General features: G+C 70.1%; 18 protein-coding genes. 3 read left to right on the top strand and 15 right to left on the bottom strand.

Annotation, left to right across the window (positions count from 1 at the left end; translation table 11 throughout):
- The first annotated feature begins 541 nt into the window (after positions 1 to 541).
- Positions 542 to 4,276: a S8 family serine peptidase gene (locus tag AB5J53_RS15340; RefSeq protein ID WP_369246206.1), complete on the top strand. Its 3,735-nt coding sequence runs from the start codon at positions 542 to 544 to the stop codon at positions 4,274 to 4,276.
- 137 nt (positions 4,277 to 4,413) lie between these two features.
- Positions 4,414 to 5,421 (top strand): helix-turn-helix domain-containing protein, encoded by a 1,008-nt coding sequence (locus AB5J53_RS15335; RefSeq protein ID WP_369246205.1) that lies wholly within the window; start codon positions 4,414 to 4,416, stop codon positions 5,419 to 5,421.
- A gap of 98 nt (positions 5,422 to 5,519) precedes the next feature.
- Here the strand turns inward: AB5J53_RS15335 and AB5J53_RS15330 are convergent, their stop codons facing one another.
- The 15 genes from AB5J53_RS15330 to AB5J53_RS15260 all read right to left on the bottom strand — a co-directional run bounded on the left by AB5J53_RS15330 (position 5,520) and on the right by AB5J53_RS15260 (position 21,301).
- Positions 5,520 to 5,825, bottom strand: coding sequence for a hypothetical protein (locus tag AB5J53_RS15330; protein WP_369246204.1), 306 nt, complete (start codon positions 5,823 to 5,825; stop codon positions 5,520 to 5,522).
- A 67-nt stretch (positions 5,826 to 5,892) separates the two neighbouring features.
- Positions 5,893 to 7,518 (bottom strand): M6 family metalloprotease domain-containing protein, encoded by a 1,626-nt coding sequence (locus AB5J53_RS15325; RefSeq protein WP_369246203.1) that lies wholly within the window; start codon positions 7,516 to 7,518, stop codon positions 5,893 to 5,895.
- Positions 7,519 to 7,861: 343 nt separating this feature from the next.
- A complete protein-coding gene (locus AB5J53_RS15320; RefSeq protein ID WP_369246202.1) occupies positions 7,862 to 8,704 on the bottom strand; it encodes a hypothetical protein in 843 nt (280 codons plus the stop codon).
- A 47-nt stretch (positions 8,705 to 8,751) separates the two neighbouring features.
- Positions 8,752 to 9,255, bottom strand: coding sequence for a hypothetical protein (locus AB5J53_RS15315; protein ID WP_369246201.1), 504 nt, complete (start codon positions 9,253 to 9,255; stop codon positions 8,752 to 8,754).
- Between the two features lie 8 nt (positions 9,256 to 9,263).
- The gene (locus AB5J53_RS15310; protein WP_369246200.1) at positions 9,264 to 10,553 is read right to left on the bottom strand and encodes an MCE family protein; all 1,290 of its coding nucleotides are present in this window, start codon (positions 10,551 to 10,553) and stop codon (positions 9,264 to 9,266) included.
- Entirely contained in the window at positions 10,550 to 11,839 is a 1,290-nt protein-coding gene (locus AB5J53_RS15305) for an MCE family protein (RefSeq protein ID WP_369246199.1), read from the bottom strand. Before AB5J53_RS15305 ends, AB5J53_RS15310 begins: the two co-directional genes overlap by 4 nt.
- Complete coding sequence (locus AB5J53_RS15300; RefSeq protein WP_369252243.1) at positions 11,836 to 12,939, bottom strand: MCE family protein; 1,104 nt, start codon at positions 12,937 to 12,939, stop codon at positions 11,836 to 11,838. The genes AB5J53_RS15305 and AB5J53_RS15300 overlap by 4 nt, the downstream gene beginning before the upstream one ends.
- 44 nt (positions 12,940 to 12,983) lie before the next feature.
- Entirely contained in the window at positions 12,984 to 13,964 is a 981-nt protein-coding gene (locus AB5J53_RS15295; RefSeq protein ID WP_369252241.1) for an MCE family protein, read from the bottom strand.
- Between the two features lie 281 nt (positions 13,965 to 14,245).
- Entirely contained in the window at positions 14,246 to 15,319 is a 1,074-nt protein-coding gene (locus AB5J53_RS15290; protein ID WP_369246198.1) for an MCE family protein, read from the bottom strand.
- Complete coding sequence (locus AB5J53_RS15285; protein ID WP_369246197.1) at positions 15,316 to 16,551, bottom strand: MCE family protein; 1,236 nt, start codon at positions 16,549 to 16,551, stop codon at positions 15,316 to 15,318. Before AB5J53_RS15285 ends, AB5J53_RS15290 begins: the two co-directional genes overlap by 4 nt.
- 5 nt (positions 16,552 to 16,556) lie before the next feature.
- Entirely contained in the window at positions 16,557 to 17,360 is an 804-nt protein-coding gene (locus tag AB5J53_RS15280) for an MlaE family ABC transporter permease (protein WP_369246196.1), read from the bottom strand.
- 3 nt (positions 17,361 to 17,363) lie between these two features.
- Entirely contained in the window at positions 17,364 to 18,134 is a 771-nt protein-coding gene (locus AB5J53_RS15275) for an MlaE family ABC transporter permease (protein ID WP_369246195.1), read from the bottom strand.
- On the bottom strand, positions 18,131 to 19,075 hold the full coding sequence (locus AB5J53_RS15270) for an ABC transporter ATP-binding protein (RefSeq protein WP_369252239.1): 945 nt from the start codon (positions 19,073 to 19,075) through the stop codon (positions 18,131 to 18,133). Before AB5J53_RS15270 ends, AB5J53_RS15275 begins: the two co-directional genes overlap by 4 nt.
- A gap of 114 nt (positions 19,076 to 19,189) precedes the next feature.
- Positions 19,190 to 20,200, bottom strand: coding sequence for a sigma-70 family RNA polymerase sigma factor (locus tag AB5J53_RS15265; protein ID WP_369246194.1), 1,011 nt, complete (start codon positions 20,198 to 20,200; stop codon positions 19,190 to 19,192).
- A gap of 54 nt (positions 20,201 to 20,254) precedes the next feature.
- Positions 20,255 to 21,301: a lytic transglycosylase domain-containing protein gene (locus AB5J53_RS15260; protein ID WP_369246193.1), complete on the bottom strand. Its 1,047-nt coding sequence runs from the start codon at positions 21,299 to 21,301 to the stop codon at positions 20,255 to 20,257.
- Positions 21,302 to 21,674: 373 nt separating this feature from the next.
- Between AB5J53_RS15260 and AB5J53_RS15255 the strand changes: the two genes are divergently transcribed.
- A complete protein-coding gene (locus AB5J53_RS15255; RefSeq protein WP_369246192.1) occupies positions 21,675 to 22,376 on the top strand; it encodes an SDR family oxidoreductase in 702 nt (233 codons plus the stop codon).
- Position 22,377: the final 1 nt, after the last annotated feature.

Raw genomic sequence — 22,377 nt, 5'->3', positions numbered from 1 at the left:
ACGTGGACAAGGCCCGGTCGATTCGACGTAACAAAGCCTCTCACCAGCATGTTCTGTGCAGAAGGAAGCCCCCTCCGGAGCCGTATGCGTAGGCTCGAATCCTGCCGGAGGCATCTCTAAGAGGGTGTCAAAAGGCCCCGCCGCCGATCCCGCAACTATCACCGACGTATAGCCCAACTCGTCTGCTATCCGGGCTCCGACCCGGGCGTATGGCCTGGGCGGGGCCCTCTTGTCATGCGGGCGTATTTCCCGCCACGGCTTGGGAGTTCCTGCGCACGGCACCGCCTCGGCGCCTCGCGCCACTGGCGCCACCGCGCCTCGTCTCAACGCCGGCCATGATGCCCCTCGTTGGCACGCCGGGGCAGCGGGCGGACCGTACCCACTTCAAAGGGGTGCTGGTCCGACTTCAAGCCGGCGCTGGTCCGAAAAGTGCAACCCTGCCCGGCTGTACGCGATTTGCGGCTGGCAAGTCCTTGCCATGGCGAAGACTTGCCGTCGTCTGGTCTTCACGTCGGCGTGAACTGGCCGATAGACCCAGGGCATGTCCTCCCCCTTTCAGGCTTCCGCCTTCCGGCGCAGACGCTGGCAGCTGATATCGGCCGCCACCGCGGTGCCGCTGCTGGCGTCGGGGCTCGCAGTTCTGCAAGCGCCCGCACAAGCCGCTCCGAGCAAGCCCACCGTTCCCGCCAAGCCCTCGGCGACCCACAAGGTCACCCTGGTCACCGGCGACGTCGTCACGGTCACCACGATGGCCGACGGCAAGCAGACCGCCGAGGTCGACCGGCCGGACAGCGCCGTCGGCGGCGTAAAGATCCAGGAGATCAAGGGTGACCTGTTCGTCGTCCCGGACGAGGCGGCGCCGCTGCTGGGCACGGACAAGCTGGACCGGCGGCTGTTCAACGTCACCGATCTGATCGAGATGGGCTACGACGACGCGAAGTCGGCCGCGGTGCCGCTGATCGCGACGTATGCCAAGCCGAAGTCTCGCGCGGCCGTCGAGCCGACGGCCCCCCGGGGCAGCAAGCTGACGCGCAAGCTCAAGGGCATCCGCGGTGCCGTGCTCAAGGCCGAGAAGCGGCAGGCCCGCACCTTCTGGAAGGCCGTCGCGCCGCAGGACAGCAAGACGTTGGGCGCGGGTGTGGCCAAGCTGTGGCTCGACGGTCGCGTGAAGGCCAACCTGAAGGAGAGCGTGCCGCTGATCGGTGCGCCCGAGGCCTGGGCGGCCGGCTACACCGGCAAGGGTGTCAAGGTGGCGCTGCTCGACACCGGCGTCGACGTCAACCACCCCGACTTCGCCGGCCGGATCGACGACACGGTCAGCTTCGTGCCGGGTGAGGCCTTCTCCGACCTCAACGGGCACGGTACGCACGTGGCCAGCACGATCGTCGGTTCGGGCGCCGCCTCCGGCGGTGACTACAAGGGCGTCGCCCCCGGCGCCGATCTGATCGTCGGCAAGGTGCTCGGTGGCGCGGAGGGCTACGGCCAGGACTCCTGGGTCATGGCCGGCATGCAGTGGGCCGCCGAGTCCGGTGCGGACGTCGTCAACATGAGCCTCGGCGACACCTACCCGACGGACGGCAGCGACCCGATGTCGCAGATGGTCGACGCGCTGTCCGCGCAGTACGGCACGCTGTTCGTCATCGCCGCCGGCAACGCGGGCCCGGAGAGCATCTCCTCCCCGGGTGCGGCCGCCTCGGCGCTGACCGTGGCCGCCACGGACAAGCAGGACCGGCTCGCGTCCTTCTCCAGCACCGGCCCGCTGGCCTCCTCCGGCGGCATGAAGCCGGACATCTCGGCGCCCGGCGTGGACATCACCGCGGCCCGCTCGCAGGAGATGACCGACGGTGGTGAGGGCCTTTACCGCACCCTCAGCGGCACCTCGATGGCCACCCCGCACGTGGTCGGCGCGGCGGCGATCCTGGCCCAGCGACACCCCGACTGGACCGGCGCGCAGCTCAAGGAACACCTGATGAGCACCGCGAAGGGTCTGGCCGACGAGTACTCGCCGTACGAGGTCGGCACCGGCCGTGTCGACGTGGCCGCCGCCGTGCGCACCACGGTCCGCGGTACCGGATCGCTCTTCTTCGGCAACTACACATGGCCGCACGAGCCGAGCGACGTCGCCGTCACGAAGGACCTGACCTTCACCAACACCGGTTCCGCCGACGTCACGCTGAACCTGGCGCTGACCGACGACGCCGGCCCGTTCACGCTGGGAGCCACCAAGGTGACCGTCCCGGCGGGCGGCACCGCGGCCGTCCCGGTGACCGGTGACCCGCAAGCCGCCTCGCCGGGCCGGCACGTCGGCTACGTGATAGCCACCGACGCGGCCACCGGGAAGCCGGTGACCCGCACGTCCGTGGCGCTGCTCAAGGAGGAGGAGCGCTACGACCTGAACATCAAGCTGGTCGACCGGGACGGCAAGCCCGCCGCCGGCTGGGTCACGATCAACCTGGCCGGCGACTTCTGGCCGTGGCAGGTGTACGTCGACGGCTCGACCACCATGCGCATGGCACCCGGCCTCTACACCGTCGCGGGGTACCTCGACGTGGCCGGCGAGAAGGCGGACCGCTCGGGTCTGGCCGTGCTGGTCGACCCCGAGACCGTACTCAAGGACGGCTCCGCGGACGTGGTGCTGGACGCGCGCAAGGCACGCCTGCTGCAGACCGAGGCGCCGCAGCGCACCGAGGACCGCCAGCGCAAGGTCGACTTCAACGTCCACTACAAGGGCCTCGACCCGTACACGGACTACCGCAGCGCGTACGTGCTGCCGCCGACATACGACGACGTCTACGTCGCGCCCACGAAGCCGATGAAGCAGGGCGAGTTCCTGCTGACCACCCGCTGGCGCAAGGGCGAGCCGCAGCTCAGCCTGAGCACGCCGGGCGGTCGCCGCCGCTTCGAGGCACTGGTGCAGGCGGGCAGCGCCCTGGGCACCGCCACGGACAGGCTGGACGCCGTCTACGCGGGCAACGGCGCGGCGGCCGAATACAAGAAGGTCAGGGCCAAGGGCAAGGTCGTCGTCATCGAGCGCAGCGACGAGGTCTCGCCGCAGGAACGCGCCGAGGCCGCGGTCGCGGCCGGTGCGAAGGCGCTGATCGTGGTCAACGACGGTGTCGGTGCCCTGATGGAGTACGTCGGTGAGTCGACCATCCCGGTCGCCACCGTGCACCGCGACGCGGGCAAGTCCCTTATCGCGATGGCCAAGGCCGGCAGCTTGAAGCTGACCGCGAAGCAGACCGAGTACACGCCGTTCGTCTACGACCTGACCCGGGAGTACCCCGGCCAGGTGCCGGACCGGGCCCTGGTCTACAAGCCGACCAAGGGTGACCTCGCCCGGATCGATGCCCGCTACTACTCGGCCACGGACGGCAAGTTGGCGGAGGGCTACCGGTCCGACTTCACGCTCAGCCCGTCGTTCAACTTCCCCGAGGCCGAGTGGCACCCGGGCACCCGCACCGAATGGGTGACCCCGGGTCAGGTCTGGAGGGAGTTCCACGCGCAGGGCGTCGACGGAGACCTGCCGTGGGTGATGGTGTCGGGCGACAACACGTATGCCAAGGGCAGCACGACCCGTCTGGACTGGTTCGCTCCGGCGACCCGGCCCGGCCAGGGCGAGGCCTTCGGCGTGTACAACTCCCGTTGGCAGAACTACATGACCTGGAACGTGCAGGCATGGGCCTCCGCCAGCGACAACATGCGGCTGGGCGGCTTCCTGCAGTGGGGTGAGACGCCGACCCACCTGCAGGTCTTCCAGGGCGACACGCTGATCCACGACAACCCGCACAGCACGGACATGCAGTGGGTGGAGGTGCCGGCGGGCAACCTGCCCTACCGCGCCGTCCTCGACGCGGAGCGGCCCGCCGACGTCTTCCGGCTGTCGACGCGCACCCACACCGAGTGGACGTTCATGTCCGACACCGTCGACTCGGACTTCTTCGAGCCGTTCTCGGTGCTGAACCTGAACTACAAGCTGGAGTCGGACCTGCACGGCGACGTCAAGGCCAACGCGACCCAGAAGATCGCGCTCAAGCCGGTGTCGATGGACGGCGGCACCGTGCCGGGCAAAGTCACCACGGTGAAGCTGGATGTCTCCTACGACGACGGTGCCACCTGGCAGAAGGTGACCCTGACCAAGGGCGCCGACGGCTATTGGACGGGTTCGTTCAGGACGGCGAAGAAGCCCGGCGGCTTCCTCTCGGTCCGCGCGAGCGCCGAGACGAACAGCGGCTTCGGCGTCAAGAACGACATCATCCGGGCGTACGGCCTGCGATGAACCGCACTGTCGGGCCCCGGGGAGGCGACTCCCCGGGGCCCTTCCCGTCGCACCCACTCCCACCAGGGACTATTCAGAGTCTGCCGCCATGGCGCATACTCTCCCCGCTGCGGCAAGCGGAAGAGAGTCGGTCGCCGATGCTGGATGTTCTGGGCCTCGAACCCGATGACGAGCGCGTCTACCGGGCGCTGATCGGACGGCCGGACTCCACCGCGACGCTGCTGTCGGATTTGCTCGTCATGCCGCAGGCCCAGGTAGACAAGGCCTTGTCCCGCCTGGTCGGGTGGGGGCTGGTGATCAGGTCGGCGGACGAGCAGTTCACCGCCGCGCCGCCGGCCATGGCGCTCGGCGCTCTCATCAGCCATCGCCGGGACGGGCTGCGCGCGGCCGAGCATGCCCTGGTGACCTTCGCCGAGGAACACCGGGCGGCGATGACCGGAAGCAGCATCGTCGATCTGATCGAGGTCGTCACGGGCGTCGACGCCATCCGCCATCGCTACCTCCAGGTGCAGCAGGCGGCCCGCATGCAGGTCCGCGCCTTCATCACCGCACCGTTCGTCGCCCTGCCTCCCGACGAGAACACGGCCGAACCCATGGCCATCGGCCGCGGCGTGCACTTCCGGGCGGTACTGGACCGGGCCGTGCTGGCGGAGCCGGGCATCGTCCACGACGCGATCGATTCCCTGCGCAACGGCGTGCAGCTGCGTGTCGCCGACCAGTTGCCCATGAAACTCATGCTGGCCGACGCCGAACTCGGCCTCGTCCCGCTCGCGACCACGCCGACCGGAGAGCCCGGCGCGGTGCTGCTGCACCGCAGCGGTCTGCTGGACGCGATGGACGCGCTGTTCGAGACGGTATGGCGCACCGCCCACCCGCTGGAGCTGTCGGGCACCGGCGGAGAAGCCGAACCCCCTGTCGAACTCGGGGCGGAGGGCCCGACCGACCTCGACCGAAGGATCCTCGCGCTCCTGCTGGCCGGCGTGACCGACCCGACGGCCGCGACACAGCTCGGTCTGTCACCGCGCACGCTGCACCGACGCCTGCGCCACCTCATGGACATAGCCGGAGTTCGGACCCGGATGCAGCTCGGCGGCCACGCCGTCCGACACGGCTGGGTAGACCCACCGGTGCCGAGACAGACGTAGCGCCACCGCCGCTTCCTTCCTGGCTGCGCTGGTCGAACGCTGGGTGGTCGTGCCCGCTCACGCTGCCCTTGGACGCACTGCGGGCGGGCCGCCGGACGTCAGGGTGGAGGCTCCACCACGAAGGTGCCCGGCGGCGGACGCTTCTCGGCCAGCGCCTCGCCTCCGGCGAGTCTGGCCCGCAGGTGGATGACGGTGCCCGGAGCCGGACCCGCTACGAGGTCGCTCGGCACGGCGAGGTCGAGACGGTGCCCGACGTGCCGGGACAGAAGATCGGCGTAGCCGGCGACCGGCTGGGCGTCGAGGACGTCGACGACCAGCCGGTACCAGTCCTTCAGCCGTGGATGCGGCCCCGTCGTGACCAGGCGGACGGTCAGCGCGGTGAGATTCTCGGTCGCCTGCACCATGGCTCACGCCCTCCGCCCGTCTTCGGTCGTCCTGCCGTAGCCGTACCCGCCGGCGTGGTGGGGCGTCCTAGGGCCGACGGTAGCCGTGGCCGACGCCCGTGGCGGACTCCGCGGCTCCCGGCGTGCCGTCGTACTCCTGTCGCTGGCCGCCTTCGAGGACCGGCTCGGCAGACCTCCGCGCGTCCCCTGCCACGGCCTGTTCCAGAGCCTCCAGCCGCGCCTGGAAGGCGTGGATCATCTCGGTCAGCCCGAGCTCGCCGTCCGCCTCGGTCCGCGCCGCGGTGACGCCGACCGGCAGATGGACCGGTCCCGGCACGGTGACCGCGACCGTGGCCGTCATCGTGGGCCCGGACGCCGAGATGCCGGTGACGGACACACCGGTCGGGGCGCCCGAGTGGGAGTGGGAACTGGGGGCGCTCGTAGGACCGAACGCGGTGTTCCCGGTGCTTCCGGGGTAGGGGTCGCCGGTGTCGCCGCGATTCGCCGACCACTCGAGGTCCTGCTGGTTGTCGCCCTGTACCAGTCCCACCATGTAGTGGGTCTCGTCGGAGTTGTCGGGCTGGTGCTCGTCGACGTGCCAGATCAACAGCCCGTCGCCGGGCAGCGAGGCGTCATAGCCGGTGCGCTGGCGGTTCTCGACCAGGAAGTACTCACTGCCGGGCAGCCCGCCGGTCCACAGCCGGTGCACCTGGTGGCTGTTCTTCACGTCAGGGATCGACAGGGTCGTCGGGCCGTTGACGTTGGACACCGTCGCCCAGCCCTGGTCGACCTTGCACCAGGCCGACGGGTGCGTCGGCACGTCACCGCCGCCTCCCCACGAACCACCGCCCATCAGGCACCAGTTGCCGACTCCTTCCGACGTGCCGTCGATGTCGTACAGGTCGGGGAAGCCGAACAGCAGGTGCCCCAACTCGTGTGCGCAGACGCCGATTTTGGCGTCCTCGGGGATGGTGAGGTACGCGAAGATGCGCGCGCCGTCCGCGTTGTAGGCGTCCGGCAGGGTCCACTTGTGCGACCAGATGTCGCCGGGGTCACCGGTGACCTCGCCGCCCGGTCCCGGGTGCAGCACGATGAAGGCGTCGACGAACCCGTTGCCGTCGTTGTCGTACGGGGCGTAGTTGATCTGCGGATCCGCGGCGATGGCGGTGTCTCTGGCCATGAGATGTGCCCGGGGCTGTCCGGTCGGCTTGCCGATGCCGAAGTTGCCGTTCGCGTACCAGGAGAGGTCCTTCGGCAGCTGGACGGGGCCCACGACCTCGCCGACGATGTCGACCAGACCATGGGTCACCTCGCGGTAGTACTCGCGGACGCTGCCGTTCGCAAGCGCGCCGAGCGAGAAGAACAGCTCCTCGAAGTGCTGCTTGTCGCGCGACATCTGCTTGTCGCCGAAGTCGGCGAGGACGACGACGACGCGTACGGCGCCGGTGAGCGGCCTGCGCTCGGCGGCCGCGGCGGCGATGGTGGCACGCGGCGTGCCGACAGGGAACTCGCTGGGCGGGATGATCGTGCCGTCATCGAACCCGAGGGGGCGCGGAGCGCCGCTCACGACGAACTGGCGGCCGAGCGGTGAGGCGCTGCGGATGCGCTGCTGCTCTTCCTGGAGCCGCTCACGCAGTTCCGGACTGGGGCACACGGCGCAGAAGTCGGACCAGATGGCGACAGCGCCGGCGCGGGGCGGAATGCAATCGGACATGACGATCCCCCTTGAAACGAGAAAGTGGGGTTTCTCCCAGTCACACACGCCGCTGCGGCACCCGCAACCGCAGCGGCGGACCGCGTCGGCCCGCATACGAACTGTCATGCAAGAACCGTCATTTCGGCGTCCGGCAGCGCCCTGGATGTGGACATGCGGAACGAGGGGATCCGAGGTTTGATGGAACGGAGCGTCAGGCGACGGCCCGGCGCGCAACCGTCAGGATGACGGCACAGTATTCAACTTCCTCGGGGTCACTCCCCGATCCCCGGCGCGGACGGCGACCAAGTCACCGCGTGCTCTGCCAGAGACCCACCCCTTCGGGTTCCGGCAGAAGCGGATGTCAGAGCGCGTCGACCCCGCTCACCTTCCAGCCGTCGGACGTGCGGGTCAGTGTCATCCGTACCCGGTTCAGGTCGACGCGGGAGCCCGAGACCTGGGTGCTTGTGGTCACCTGGTTGACGAAGAGGAGGACCACGGCCCGGTCCGGCGACGTCGAGATCACGGAGGCTGCCGGGGAGCCGCCGGTGGGCTGTGCGACCGTCGCCTTCACCACACCGTGGTACTTCCTGGCCGTGGGACCGACCACCGTCGTGGTGGTCTTTCGGTACTCGTCGCGGAAGTGGCCGGTGAGTCGGGTGCGCGCCGCGGCGAAGTCGCGGTCCAGGTGCCGGTAGTCGTACGACAGCACGACGGGCGCCGCCTGGCGCGCGGCCGCGAGCGCCTGTGCCCGAGCCTGTTCGGCCCGCACGCCCTCCCGGTAGCGCCACCCGAGCACGGCGGCCGCGACCAGGCCCGCCACGAGCAGGACGCACAGGGCCGCGGTGAGCAGCCGCCGTCGGCCGCGCCGCGCCGCGGTACTGGCGTCCGGCTCGCCCCTACCGCGCCGCGTCGTCGTACCGGACCCGGACTCGCCCTTCTCCTGCGGCTCGTCCTCCTCGAAGGACTCCGGCGACGGCTCCGGCGGGTCGTCCCAGCCGTCCTCCGCCGGGGCCTCGATGAGCACGGTGCGGCCGGCGGTCGGTGCCTCGGGGCGCTGCGGGGCTTCCTCGTCGGCGGCCGCCGGGTCCAGTTCGTGGTGGCCGCGCTCCGCGCGCTTGGCCGCCGCGCGGGCGGCCGCGGTGATGGTGCGCCGGGTGCCGGATCCGGAACCGGAGCCGCGGCCCCGGGTGGTCGTCTTCGTCACGGTTTTGCTCCTCAAGTCCTCATGGGCGTACGGCGGTCAGGGCGCGGTCAGCCGACGAACTCGACGTCCGAGGTCAGCCAGCGGCCGTCCCGGTGCACCAGGTCGAGCTGGAGCCGGTAGGTGCGCGCCTCGCCCTTGGGCGCGGCGGTGTTGGTGACCTTGCTGTCGGCGACCACCAGGACGCGGGCCGAGTGCTCGTCGGAGCGGACGATGCCCGCGTCGAGGACCTGGCCCTCGGACACGGACTCGTTCGCGGCGACGAGCTTGGTCAACTGCTCGGTCTGCGCGGCGAACTGCTTCTTGAAGTCGCCGGTGGCGCCCTCGAGGACGTTCGCGCTGTCCCGGTCGTAGTGCCGGTAGTCGAGCGACGTGAAGTTCAGCGCCGACTGGCGTGCCGTGGACAGGATGTCCTGGCGGCGCTGCTCGGCCTCGTGCTGGTCGTAGACCCGGAGGCTCAGCCAGATCGTCAGCGCGGTGGTGAGGACGGTCGCCACCACCAGTCCCACCGACCACGCCCTGCCCGACAGGGCCCCGCTCACCGCTCTGCTCATGGCCCCGCTCATGCCATCGGTCCGACTAGCAGCCATTGCCACGACTCCTTTCCGAACAAAGCCTGTTGGCCGCCCGTCGAGCCGATCTCGACAGGCCTTCCGTCCGGGCCGGTCGCGGTGCCGGTCTCCGGGTCGTAAGGCGTGATGTACGGCGTCCCGTACGCCGTCTGGTTCGCGCCGCCGGAAGCGGCCGACGCGCCGGGGGCGTTCTGCGCGCCCCGCACCGACGTCTTGCTCCCGCGAGGGGCCGTGCAGCGCGCGTCGGTGTTCGCCTCGCGCGTGCTGGTGTCCGAGGGGTCGCGCCGTGTTGTCCCGTACCCCTGGGTGCACGGCGGCGGGTCGTCGGCGTTCACCACCAGGCCGAAGTGGGTGGTGCCGTCGCCCGGGACGACCGTGTAGCTGCCCGCGACCAGTGCCGGGAAGGTGACCAGGGACTGCTCCACGCCGGGCAGGCGGGCCAGCGTGACCTGGCCGCCGCTGATCAGATTCGCCAACAGGACCGACAGCCGCGGTGAGATGTTCTTCAGTAGCGAGTTCACCTGCTGCGCGGCCGGCGTCGCGTTGCCGATCAGCTTGCGCAGGTCCCCGTCGCTCGACTTCAACTGCGCGCTGAGGGCCGCCAGATCGTGCGCGAACGACTTGATGGACGAACCCTGGTCGGCCTGCGTCTTGAGGACCTTTCGCGAGTCCTCGATCAGCGAGATCGTCTGGGGGAGTGACTCGGAGGCCGACTCGACGAGCGCGTTGCCCGAGTCCACCAGCCGGCTCAGGTTCGGGCCGGTGCCGGAGAAGGCCTTGCCCAGCTCGTCGACGGTGATCCGCAGATCGTCCTTGCCGACCGAGTTCACAAGCCGGTCCAGGCTGAGGACCAGGTCCGTCGTGGGCAGCGGCACGCGGGTGCTGCCGCGCGGGATGGCGCTGCCGTCGAGGAGATATGGGCCATGCGAACTACGCGGCTGCAGATCTACGTATTGCTCGCCCACCGCCGAACGGTTCGCCACCACGGCGAGCGTGTCCGCCGGGATGCGCGGAGCGCCGTCCTTGATGTCGAGGGAGACCGAGACGCCGTCGGCGCCGGTCAGCCCCAGCGCGCCGACGCGGCCCACCGGCACCCCGCGGTAGGTGACCTCGGCGCCGGGGAAGATGCCCCCGGATTCGGTGAAGTCCGCCTGCACGGTGTAGCCGCGACCCAGGACGTCGTCCACCAGGCCGGTGTACTCGGCGCCGACGTACGACACCCCGACGGCGGTGACGGTGGCGAAGGCGAGCAGTTGGGCCTTGACCGTACGGGTGATCACGGCTGAACCCCCTTCAGCATCAGCTCCGCGAGCGCGAGGTTGATCCCCTCGGGCAGCCCGCCTTGGGTGGTGTAGCTGCTGGTGCACACCGGCGGGCACAGCGGACCGCCGCCGCCCGACGACGCCGACGGGGCCGACGGCACCGAGGGGGACGACGGCAGGCTCGGTGTGCTCGGCAACGCGGTGGGTGTCGGCACGCTCGGCAGATCGGGAAGATCGGGGAGATCGGGTACGTCGGGAGTGTCGGGCTTCTGGGAATCGCCGTCGCCCCGGCCGGAGTTGCCGTCCGTCACGTTCCCGTAGATGCCGGCCAGGTCCAGATCCGCGGTGATGTCGAGATTGACGTAGTCCCCCTTGATGGCGCCCGTGACGTTGCGCGGGAACGGGTAAGTGGTCAGCAGCTCAAGGGAGTTGGGCAGATCGTCGCCCGCCTTGTTCAGCTGCTGAAGGATCGGCCGCAGTTGTTTGAGGTTCGCGACCGTGTCGTCGTGCGAGGCGTTGACCACCTTGGTGCCCGTCTTGCCGAGCTTCGACAGGGCGGTGAGCATCCTCGTCAGATCGCGGCGCTGGTCGGCGAGGACTTTCAGGGCGGGCGGCATCGTGTCGACGGCCTGGGCGATCGTCTTCTTCTCCTTGCCGAGCCGTCCCGCGAGCCGGTCGACGGCTTTGAGGGCGTGGACGATGTCCTTGCGCTGGTCGTCCAGACCGCCGATGAACGTGTTCAGCTCCTTGAGCAGCGACCTGACCCGGTTCTCCCGGCCGTGCAGGGCCTTGTTCAGCTCCACGGTGATCGTCTTGAGCTGGGCCACTCCGCCGCCGTTGAGCAGCGCGGACAGCGCGGAGAGCACCTCCTCGATCTCCGGGTTGCGGCCGCTGCGGGACAGCGGGATGCGGTCGCCGTCGCCGAGCCGACCCACCGGGGCGGTGCCGGAAGGGGCGGAGAGCGCGACGTACTTCTCGCCGAGCATGCTGGTCTGCCGCAGCTCTGCGATCGCGTTGGCGGGCAGCTTCACCGAGTCGGCGACCCGCAGCCGTACGCGCGCGTGCCAGCCGTCGAGTTCCACCTTCTCGACCGCGCCCACAGTGACGTTGTTGACCTTCACCGCCGACTGCGGCACCAGGTCGAGGACGTCGCGGAACTCGACGGTGACGTGGTACGCGTGGCCGTCGGCGGCGGCTCCGCCGGGCAGCTGGACGTCGTACCAGCCGTTGAACTCGCAGCCGGACAGCAGCAGCGATCCGACCGCGGCCATCGCCACCGCCCCGACCTTGCGCCGCGCGCTCATGCGCTCGCCCCCAGAATTCCGCCGAGCGTCCGGTCGACGGTTCCCGTCACCGCGGAGCCCTGAGGCACCTTGGGCAGGGAGTCGAAGAGGTCCTTCAGCTCCTTGCAGTCGGGGTTCTTGCCGCCTTCGTCGCCGGTCGTCCTCAGTACGGAGCACAGCAGTGAGGCCGGATCCTGTGCCTGTTGGGCGTTGTTGCGGGTGTCGAGGGTGCCCGAGGACGGGTTGTAGGCGTTGTTCAGGTTCGACAGACCCGTGGGAGCGACCTCCAACAGCTCGGCCAGCGCGGCCCGTTGGGTGACGAGCACCTTGGTCACCTTGCTGAGGCCCTTCACGTTCGAGGTCAGCGACTTCTTGTTGTTCTTCACGAAGGCGGACACGTCGCCGAGCGCCGTCCCCAGGTTCTTGAGCGCGTCCGCGAGGTCCTTGCGCTCGCCCGCGAGCTGTCCGGCGACCTCGGCCAGGCTGGTGTTGAACGACCGCACGCTCTTGTCGTCCGCGGCCAGTGCCGCCGTGAACACCTGCAGGTTCCGCACCGTGCCGAAGAGGTCCGTGCGGCCGTCCGACAGCGTGGTGACGGCCTGCGAGAGGTCCTCGACCGTCTGGTTGAGGTTCTCGCCCTGGCCCTCGAGGTTGTCCGCGCTCACCCCGAGCAGCCGCGACAGCGAGCCGTCCTTGTTGGCGCCCTGGGGGCCGAGCGCGTCGGCCGTCGTGTGCAGACTGTCGAAGATGCGGTCCAGTTCGACCGGCACGGCCGTCCGCGTCTCGGGGATGACGGCGCCGTTCCGTAGTACCGGGCCCTTCCGGTACACCGGCAGCAGCTGCACGTAACGGTCGCTGACCACCGAGGAGTTGATGATCGCGGCCTTGGCGTCCGCCGGGACCTTGCGGCCTTCGTCGTACGTCAGCTCCACCCGCACCCGGTCGCCCTCCGGCGTGATCTTCTCGACCTCGCCGATCCGGACGCCGAGGACGCGGACGTCCGAGCCGGGGTAGATGCCGACGGTGCGCGGGAAGTACGCGGTGACGTGCACGGGCTCGGAGCGCGGCCACAGCATGTAGGTCAGCGCGGCGACGAGGGCGAGTGCGGTGACCACGGCCACGCGCCTCTTCAGGGTCTTCACGGCCACGCGCCTCTTCAGTTTCTTCACTGCGTGCCTCCCGTGCGCGGCACCACCGGAGCGGCGACCAGGTTCTGGACGTAGCTGTCGAACCAGCGGCCGTTGCCGAGGGTGTTGCTGAAGACCCGGACGTACGGCGCGAGCAGCTTGACGCTCCGGTCGAGGCTCGACTGATTCCGTTCGAGCATCTGCACCACACGGTTCAGGCCCTTGAGCGCGGGCCCGATCTCCTTGTCGTTGTCCTCGACCAGGCCGGAGAGCTCGATGCCCAGCGCGGCGGAGCTCTTCAGCAGCTTGTGGATCGCCTTGCGCCGCTTGCTGATCTCCTTGAACAGCTTGTCGCCGTCCTTGACCAGCCCGGAGAAGTCCTCGGAGTGGTCGGCCAGCACGCCCGTGACACCGTTCGCGTGGTCGAGGAGTTCGCCCAGCGCCTTGTCGCGCGAGGCGACCGTCCGGGAGATCTTCGACAGGCCCTTGATGGACGCCCGTACCTCGGCGGGCGAGTCCTGGAAGGTGGTGGAGATGGTGTCCAGGGCCTTCGCCAACTGGTCGGTGTCGACCTTCTCCGTCGTGGTGGTGAGATCGCTGAACGCCTGTACGACGTCGTACGCCGGAACCGTCCTCTTCAGCGGTATCTCGCTGCCTGGCTTCAACTGCCCCGGCCCCTCGGGATGCAGCGCGAGGTACTTGGCGCCGAGGATCGTCTTGACCCGGATCGAGGCGCCGGTCCCGGTGCCGAACGCCGGATCGCCCTTGATCTTGAAGGTGACCTTGACGTGGTCGCCGTCCAGATCGACGTCCTCGACCTTGCCGACCTTGACGCCGGCGATCCGCACCTCGTCGCCGGGCTTGAGACCGCCCGCCTCCGAGAAGGCCGCGCTGTACGTGTCGCCGCCGCCGATCAGCGGCAGGCTGTCCGCGTTGAACGCGGCCACGGCCAGCAGCCCGAGGGTGGTGAGACCGACAGCTCCGATCACCACGGGGTTGCGCTCGCGGAACGGGATCAGGCGCGGACGGCGGATCCGTGGAAGCCGTATCCGAGGCGGGTCGATGCGAACCTTCATCAGCGGTTCCGGACGGCGGGGACGGGGCGCCCGGCGCGGGAGCAGCCGTATTTTCGGGAGCTTCGGCGGGTCGATGCGGACTTTCACCAGGGGTTCCGGGCGGCGCGGGCGCGGTGCCCGGCGCGGCAGGAGCCGTATTTTCGGGAGCTTGGGCGGGTCGATGCGGACCTTGACCAGCGGCTCCGGGCGGCGCTTACGAGTCCGGCGCGAAAGGAAGTGCTGCGTCATGCGCCGCACCTCGCCCTCGCCACATGCAGCTCGGGGGTGAGCACCTGCTTCGTCTTCGGCAGCACGATCCGGCCGTCGAAGTCGCAGAGGTAGAAGTTGAACCACGAGCCGTAGGACGCCGTCCCCGTCAGTGCGTTGAGCTTGTTCGGCAGCCGCTTCAGGACGCCCTCCACGGTGTTCTCGTTCTTGTTCAGCGTTCCGGTGAGATCGGTCAGCTCGGCGATGTCGTCCTTCAGGGGCGGACGCGCGTCCTTGAGCAGCCCCGAGGTGGCATCGGTCAGGTCGCCGATGCCCACCAGCGACTGCCCGATGGGCTTGCGGTCGGCGGACAGCCCCGAAATCACTCGCCGCAGCTGCTTGAGGAGCCCGGAGAAGCGGGCGCCGCGCTTGTCCAGCGTCTCCAGCACGGTGTTGAGGTTGTCGATCACCGAACCGATCAGCTTGTCGCGGCCGGCCAGCGTCGTGGTGAGCGAAGCCGTGTGTGCGAGCAGGCTGTTGACGGTGCCGCCCTCGCCCTGGAGTGTCCGGATGATCTCGGTCGCGAGCTGGTTGACGTCCTGCGGGCTGAGCGCGGCGAACAGTGGCTTGAAGCCGTTCAGCAGCGCGTTGAGGTCCAGCGCGGGCTGGGTGCGCGACAACGGGATCGTGGCGCCGGGCTTCAGCCGGGTGCCGTCTCCCGCGCCCTCGGTCAGGGCGAGGTAACGCTGTCCGACCAGGTTCCGGTAGCGGATGACCGCGCCGGTGCTGTTCAGCAGCGGACGATCCGCGCTGACGCTGAAGGTGACCTCCGCCAGCGTCCGGTCCTTGATCCGGATGCCCTGGACCTCGCCGACCCGTACCCCGGCCACCCGGATGTCGTCGCCCTTCTCCAGGCCCGTCACGTCGCTGAACACCGCGCGATACGTGTGCTCGGGAGTGAAGGAGATGTTCACGATGGTGGCGGCGAGCAGCGCCGTCGCCAGGATCGTCACCAGGGCGAAGAGGCTGAACTTGATCAGCGGGGCAGCGGCCTGCCGGGCTCCTGACGTCCGCGAGGTCTTCGTGATCTTCGTGTTCTTCTTGGTCCTCATGCGACGCTCACCGCCGTCCCGCGCGCCATCGGTCCGAACAGCAGGGTCGCGACCGGCGGCACCTCGTCGGCGGGCACACCCATGACGGGCGCGACGAGCGAGCCGACGGCGCGCTGCTCGGTCCTGGTGGAGGAAACGCCGACCGGACCGGACGAACTCCCCTTCGCCGAACCGTCGTTGAGGTGGACCCCGGGCGCGGGCACCTGCGGATGGGGCAGGTCGCGGCAGTTGGGCCCCGACCGATCGCCGTAGCGGGGGTACTCACCCGGTTCGTACGCGCCCTGCTGGCGCACGACCTCGAGCGTGATGTGCATCTTGCCGCCCTGGAAGGCCTGCTCGGATGCCTGCTCCTCGCGCACCAGGCCGGCGAGGAGGCAGGGGTACTCGGGCGAGTAGCGGGCGAAGAGGTCGAGTGTGGGGCGGGAGACTCGGCCGAGGGTGATCAGCCGGTCGCCGTTCGCGTCGAGGAAGTCGTCCGCGGTGCGCGCGGCGGTGGCCGTCGTGGTGAGCGCGGACGCGAGCCGGTCCCGCTGCTCGACCAGGGTGCGGCTGGTGGTGACGGTGTTGCGCAGGATCGCCATCAGGTCGGGCGCCGCGTCGCCGTACACCTCGGCGACGTCGGCCAGCCGCGCGAAGTCCTCGGTGAGGGACGGCAGATGAGGATTGAGGCGGTGCAGATAGTCCTCCACGCGCGTGAGGTTGTCGCCGATCCGGTCGCCGCGCCCTTCGAGGGCGGTGGCGAACGCGGAGAGCGTGGCGTTGAGCTTGCCGGGCTGCACGGTCCGCAGCAGCGGCAGCAGGTCGTTCATCAGCTGCTGGAGCTCGATGCCGACCCGGGTGCGGTCCTGGGTGATGACATCCCCGGCGCGGATGGGCCGGGCCGAGGAGCGCGCGGGCGCGACCAGGTCGACGTACTTCTCGCCGAACAGCGTCTTGGGCAGCAGGCGCGCGTGCACGTCGGAGGGGATGTCCGCGACGTACTCCGGCTTCAGCGCGATGTCGAGCGTCGCCTTCGACCCGTCGGCGTGCACCGCGCGCACCTCGCCGACCAACAGCCCGCGCAGCTTGACGTCGGCACGAGGATCGAGCTGGTTGCCGAGGCTGTCGGCCTCCAGCTCGATCCGTACGGCCGAGGTGAACACCTGCCGGTACACGGCGACGGACAGGGACAGCAGCAGCGCGAGTACGGCGAGGAACACGACGCCGTACAACCGCAGTCTCAGCGCCCTCATACGGCTCACCCCGCAATCCGTACGGTCGTGTTGGCGCCCCAGATCGCGAGCGACAGGAAGAAGTCCAGGACGTTGATCGCGACGATCGAGGTGCGCACGGCGCGGCCCACGGCGACGCCGACGCCCGCCGGGCCGCCGCTCGCGTAGTAGCCGTAGAAGCAGTGCACGAGGATGATCAGGACAGCGAAGACGAGCACTTTCCCGAAGGACCACAGCACGTCGACCGGCGGCAGGTACTGCTGGAAGTAGTGGTCGTAGGTGCCCGCCGACTGCCCGTAGTAGCCGGTGGTGATGGTGCGGGCGGCGAAGTACGAGGACAGCAGCCCGACCACGTACAGCGGGATCACCGCGACGAAACCGGCGATCATCCGGGTGGTCACCAGGAACGGCAGCGAGGGGACGCCCATGACTTCGAGGGCGTCCGTCTCCTCGCTGATCCGCATCGCGCCGAGCTGGGCGGTGAACCCCGCGCCGACCGTCGCGGACAGCGCGAGCCCGGCCACCAGCGGGGCGATCTCCCGGGTGTTGAAGTACGCCGAGAGGAACGCCACGAAGTTGGAGGTGCCGAGCTGGTTGAGCGCGGCGTACCCCTGCAGGCCCACCTCCGTGCCCGTGAAGAACGACAGGAAGGCGATGACACCGACCGTGCCGCCCACGACGGCGAGGGCGCCGCGCCCGAAGCTCACCTCGGCGAGCAGCCGGAGGATCTCCTTCTTGTAGCGGCGTACGGTGCGGCCCGCCCACGCCAACGAGCGGCCGTAGAAGGACAGTTGGCTGCCCAGTTCCTCCAGGCGATTCAGCAGCGCCATGACTCAGCCCCTCTGCGGAACGACTTGGAAGTACACGGCGGTCATCACGAAGTTCGTCACGAACAGCAACATGAAGGTGATCACCACCGACTGGTTCACCGCGTCGCCCACACCCTTCGGGCCGCCCTTCGCGGTGAGTCCCTTGTAGGAGGCGACGATCGCGGCGATCGCGCCGAACACCAGCGCCTTGATCTCCGCCGCCCACAGGTCGGAGAGCTGCGCGAGCGTGGTGAAGGAGGCGAGATAGGCGCCTGGTGTGCCGTTCTGCAGGACGACGTTGAAGAAGTAGCCGCCCGCGACGCCGACCACCGACACCAGGCCGTTGAGCAGCACCGCCACCACCATCGACGCCAGTACCCGCGGGACGACCAGCCGGTGGATGGGGTCGATGCCCAGCACCTGCATCGCGTCGATCTCCTCGCGGATCTTCCGCGCCCCGAGGTCCGCGCAGATCGCCGTGCCGCCGGCGCCCGCGATCAGCAGCGCGGTGACGATCGGTGAGGCCTCCCGCAGCACCGCGAGGACCGAGGCGGCGCCGGAGAAGGACTGGGCGCCGAGCTGCCGGGTCAGGCTGCCGATCTGCAGCGCGATGACCGCGCCGAAGGGGATGGACACGAGGGCCGTCGGCAGGATGGTCACGCTCGCGATGAACCAGGCCTGCTGGATGAACTCCCGTGCCTGGAACGGCCGTCGGGGTATGGTCCGGACGACGTCCAGCGCCATCGCGAAGAGGTTCCCCGAGTGCCTGAGCGCTCCGGTCGGCGACAGGCTCATGCGTCCGCCACCTCCTTGCGGTGCAGCTCGGCCTCGCGTCTCGCGATCGCCTCCCAGCGGGGCGGGCGGGTGATGCCGGGGCCCGGCAGCAGGCGCGGCGTCATGTCGTTGCCGACGTGGCGGGCTTTCCGGTCCGCTTCGCCGAGCCGCGCCAGCTCCTGCTCGACCTGTGCGGCGTCCTTCTCCTCCGCCATGCCGATCGGGCCCTGCATCCGGCCGTTCAGGAACTGCCGTACCACCGGCTCGTCACTGGTCAACAGCTCCTCGCGCGGCCCGAACATGACCAGCTCACGGCGGAACAACAGGCCGATGTTGTCCGGCACTTGGCGGGCCGAGGCGATGTCGTGGGTGACGATCAGGAAGGTCGCGTTGATCTGTGCGTTGAGGTCGACGATGAGCTGGTTGAGGTACGCGACGCGCACCGGGTCGAGGCCCGAGTCCGGCTCGTCGAAGAGGATGATCTCCGGATCGAGCACCAGCGCCCGCGCCAGCCCGGCCCGTTTGCGCATCCCGCCGGAGATCTCACCGGGCAGCTTTCCCTCGGAACCGATCAGCCCGACCATGTCCATCTTCTCCAGCACGATGCGCCGGATCTGGCTCTCGGACTTGCGGGTGTGCTCACGCAGCGGGAACGCGATGTTGTCGTACAGGCTCATCGAGCCGAACAGCGCGCCGTCCTGGAACAGCACGCCGAAGAGTTTCCGTACCTCGTAGAGCTCGTGCTCGCGCAGCTTGGTGATGTCCCGGCCCGCGATCTTCACGCAGCCCCGGTCCGGCTTCAGCAGTCCGACGAGCGTCTTGAGGAACACCGACTTGCCCGTGCCCGAGGGGCCGAGCATGACCGATACCTCCCCGGCGGGCAGCGTCAGCGAGACGTCCTGCCAGATGACCTGGTGACCGAAGGACTTGGTCAGCCCTTCCACACAGATCTCGACACCCATCCGGTCCACCCTTCGGCCGTGCAGCAGCTCCGACATCTGCTCTACGGGGAGGGGCGGGGCGTCCGTCGCGACGGAGGCGGATTTTTTTCGAGGGCTCCGAGGGTTCCGAGGGTTCTACGGCAGTGCGGTCGGGGTCGGTACCTCGACGGGAGCCTTCGGTACGGCCGGAAGCGTCGTCGGGACCGCGGACGCGGCCGGCACATCAGGGAGAGCGGGCACGCTCGGCAGGTCGGACACCGCCGGGACCTCGGGGACGGCCGGCACCGGTGACAGCGAGGCCTCCGGCAGGGGCGGCACCGACAGCGGCAGCAGCGACCGGTCGTGGCCGCCGGTCGACGGCGTCGCGCCGGGAGCCGTCGGGGCGGCCGACAGCTCACGGGCGTTCGGGGTGGCTGCCCGGCCCGCGCCGTCGGGCCGTACGGTCTCCGTGGTCTTCTGGGCCATACGGGACACGGACGGACCCGGAGTCGTGCCCTTCCCGTCCGCGTCGTGGACGTACGGCAGCACGAACCCCGCCACCACCAGAGTCGCGGCCGTCGAGGTCACCGCCACGGCCTGCGCGTGTCCGCTCGCGCGCAGCTTGCCGCGCCCCCACAGGAACAGGGCGAGGCCCAGCGTTCCGGCCAGCGAATTGCGCAGCGTGCGCCGGGCCCGGGCGAGCAGCGACTCGACGGTCCGGTAGCTCAGCCCCATGCGCACGGCGACCTGGCCGACGTCGAGGTCCTCGGACTTCAGCCGGAGCGCCTCGGCCTGGCGCGCGGGCAGCTCCCCGCTGCGCACGGCCAGCCACTTCGCCTCGGCCCGGTCGCACACCGCCTCCTCGACGGGCACCGGACCCGGTGCGGTGAGCGTGGGGCTGCGGTGCACCTCGGCCTCACGGTTGACCTGGCGGTACCGATCGACGCACAGCCGCATGGTCACGGTCGTCAGCCAGGCGCCGAGGCGCTCGTCGTCCAGGTCGGGGCGTTCCGCGGCGCGCAGCATCGCCTCGTGCACCGCGTCCTCGGCGTCCTCCGAGCTCATCGACCTGCGCCGGGCCACCTTGAGCAGTTGCTCGCGGTGGCTCCACATGCGCTGCCAACGGTCGTCGGCCGCTTGCATCTCCGCAGGCATGTCCGTCGCCATGAGGGCCCCTTCGCGCTCATCCGCCGGTCTCGTGCCGTCCGGCGGGTGGCGACATTACCGCCCAGTATCCGCGGTTGTGGAGGGGGCGGAGGCCATCGAGTCCACACCGTTGCTGGTCAGCGGACCGTCGCTGGGCAGCAGGTCGGCGCCGGGCAGCTCGATGTCCGGGCCGGGCGTGGGGAGTTGGGGCTCCTCCGTCTCCTTGGGCCCGCCCGCCGGACGGGACGTGCCGGGGGTCGGCGAGGCAGGTGCGGACGGTGCCGGGGAGGGGGCGGCGCTCGGACGGCGGGAGGGCTTCGGCGTGGACGGGGGCCGCGACGGCTCCCGGTGCGCCGAGGGCTTCGCGGGGCTGTCCGGCACCACCCGGTGCCCTTCCAGGAAGTACGCGTACCAGGCCCTGACCGTGCGCAGATAGGCCTCCGAGTGGTTGTAGCCGAGGACCGCCCGGTCCAGCTCGGCCGGGTCGGAGAGGTCCCGCCCGCCCGCGCACAGGTAGCGCCCGGCGGCGAGCGCCGCGTCGAAGACGTTGCCCGGGTCGGCCCGCCCGTCGCCGTTGCCGTCCGTGCCCCAGCGGGCCCAGGTCGACGGGATGAACTGCATCGGTCCGACCGCCCGGTCGTAGGCCGCGTCCCCGTCGTACGCGCCGCCGTCGGTGTCCCGCACGACGGCGAAGGCGCCGCCGTCCAGCCGCGGCCCGAGGATCGGCGCCACGGTCGTACCGTCCGCCGTCACCCGGCCGCCCCGCGCCTGCCCGGACTCCACCTGGCCGATCGCGGCCAGCAACTGCCACCGCAGCCGGCAGCCGGGCGCGGTGCGCGCGAGCTCCGCCTCGGCGTGCCGGTAGGCGGCGAACACGCTTGCCGGCAGGGCGGCGCCCGCCTCCGATGCCCCGCGCTCGCGTGCCCGGGTCCGCAGCGGCGGGAGGTCGGTGCGGTACGGGGTGTCTCCCGACACGCTCTGCCCGTGCTCGGTGGGCGCCTCCCGCTGGGGGGCGGAGGTCCCTGCCGGGACCGCACCCGGCGCCTGTGACGCGGTCAGCGCGGCCATCGCCGCCGCCGCGATCGCCGCACCCCTGACGCCTTTGACTCTGTGCCCTGCCACGTTGAGCTCCCCTCCCTGTGGGCCGATGTCGTCTGCTCTACGGGGCGGGGCGGCGGTTCCGTCGCGCGGAGCGGGGCGATTTCGGAAACGTGGTCGGCACGCGCGTCCTTTGAGTCACGCGGAACGGCCGGCGTGCGGGTGAGTCACGCGGAACGCCCGGCGCGCGGGTGAGTCACGCGGAACGGCCGGCGCGCGGGTGAGTCACGCGGAACGCCCGGCGCGCGGGTGAGTCACGCGGAACGGCCGGCGCGCGGGTGAGCCACGCGGAACGGCCGTCGCCCGGGTCCCGCCTTGCGGTGGGAAACCGATCGGTTTACTCTCGCGGAAGTAGGTAAACCGATCGGTTTCTCGTTATTCGTTCCTGGGAGTACCCATGACATCCATCGAAGGTTCGGTCGCCCTCGTCACCGGCGGCAGCCGCGGTATCGGCCGGGCGCTGGTGCAGTCCCTGTACGAGCGCGGCGCGCAGAAGGTGTACGCCACCGCGCGCGACCCCCGGACGGTCACGCACCCCGACGCCGTGCCGCTGGCGCTGGAAGTGAGCGACCCCGCGTCCGTCGCCGCGGCCGCCAAGCAGGCGCAGGACGTCACCGTCCTGATCAACAACGCCGGCGCGTCCGTGAACGCGAACTTCCTGGACTCGCCCGTCGAGGACGTCCGCCGCGAGTTCGAGACGAACTTCTACGGCCCGCTCCTCGTCACGCGCGCCTTCGTCCCGATCATCGAGCGCAACGGCGGCGGCCACATCCTCAACGTCCACTCGGTGCTGTCGTGGATCGGCCTCCTGAACTCCTACAGTGCGTCCAAGGCCGCCCTCTGGTCGCAGACCAACTCCCTGCGCCTCGATCTGAAGCCGCGCGGCATCGAGGTCACCGGACTCCATGTCGGTTACGTCGACACGGACTTGGCCGCGCATGTCGACGCACCGAAGTCCACCCCTGAGAGCGTCGCGGCCCAGGCGCTCGACGGCATCGAGTCCGGTGCCTTCGAGGTGCTGGCCGACGACGTCTCCCGGCACGTCAAGGCCCAGCTGTCGCAGGACATCGGCGCGATGTATCCGCAGCTGTCGGCGTAGT

Source organism: Streptomyces sp. R41 (genome assembly GCF_041053055.1).
Classification (GTDB): Bacteria; Actinomycetota; Actinomycetes; order Streptomycetales; family Streptomycetaceae; genus Streptomyces.
Note: the sequence above shows the minus strand (reverse complement) of the source record. Positions and strands in the feature narration are given on the sequence as shown.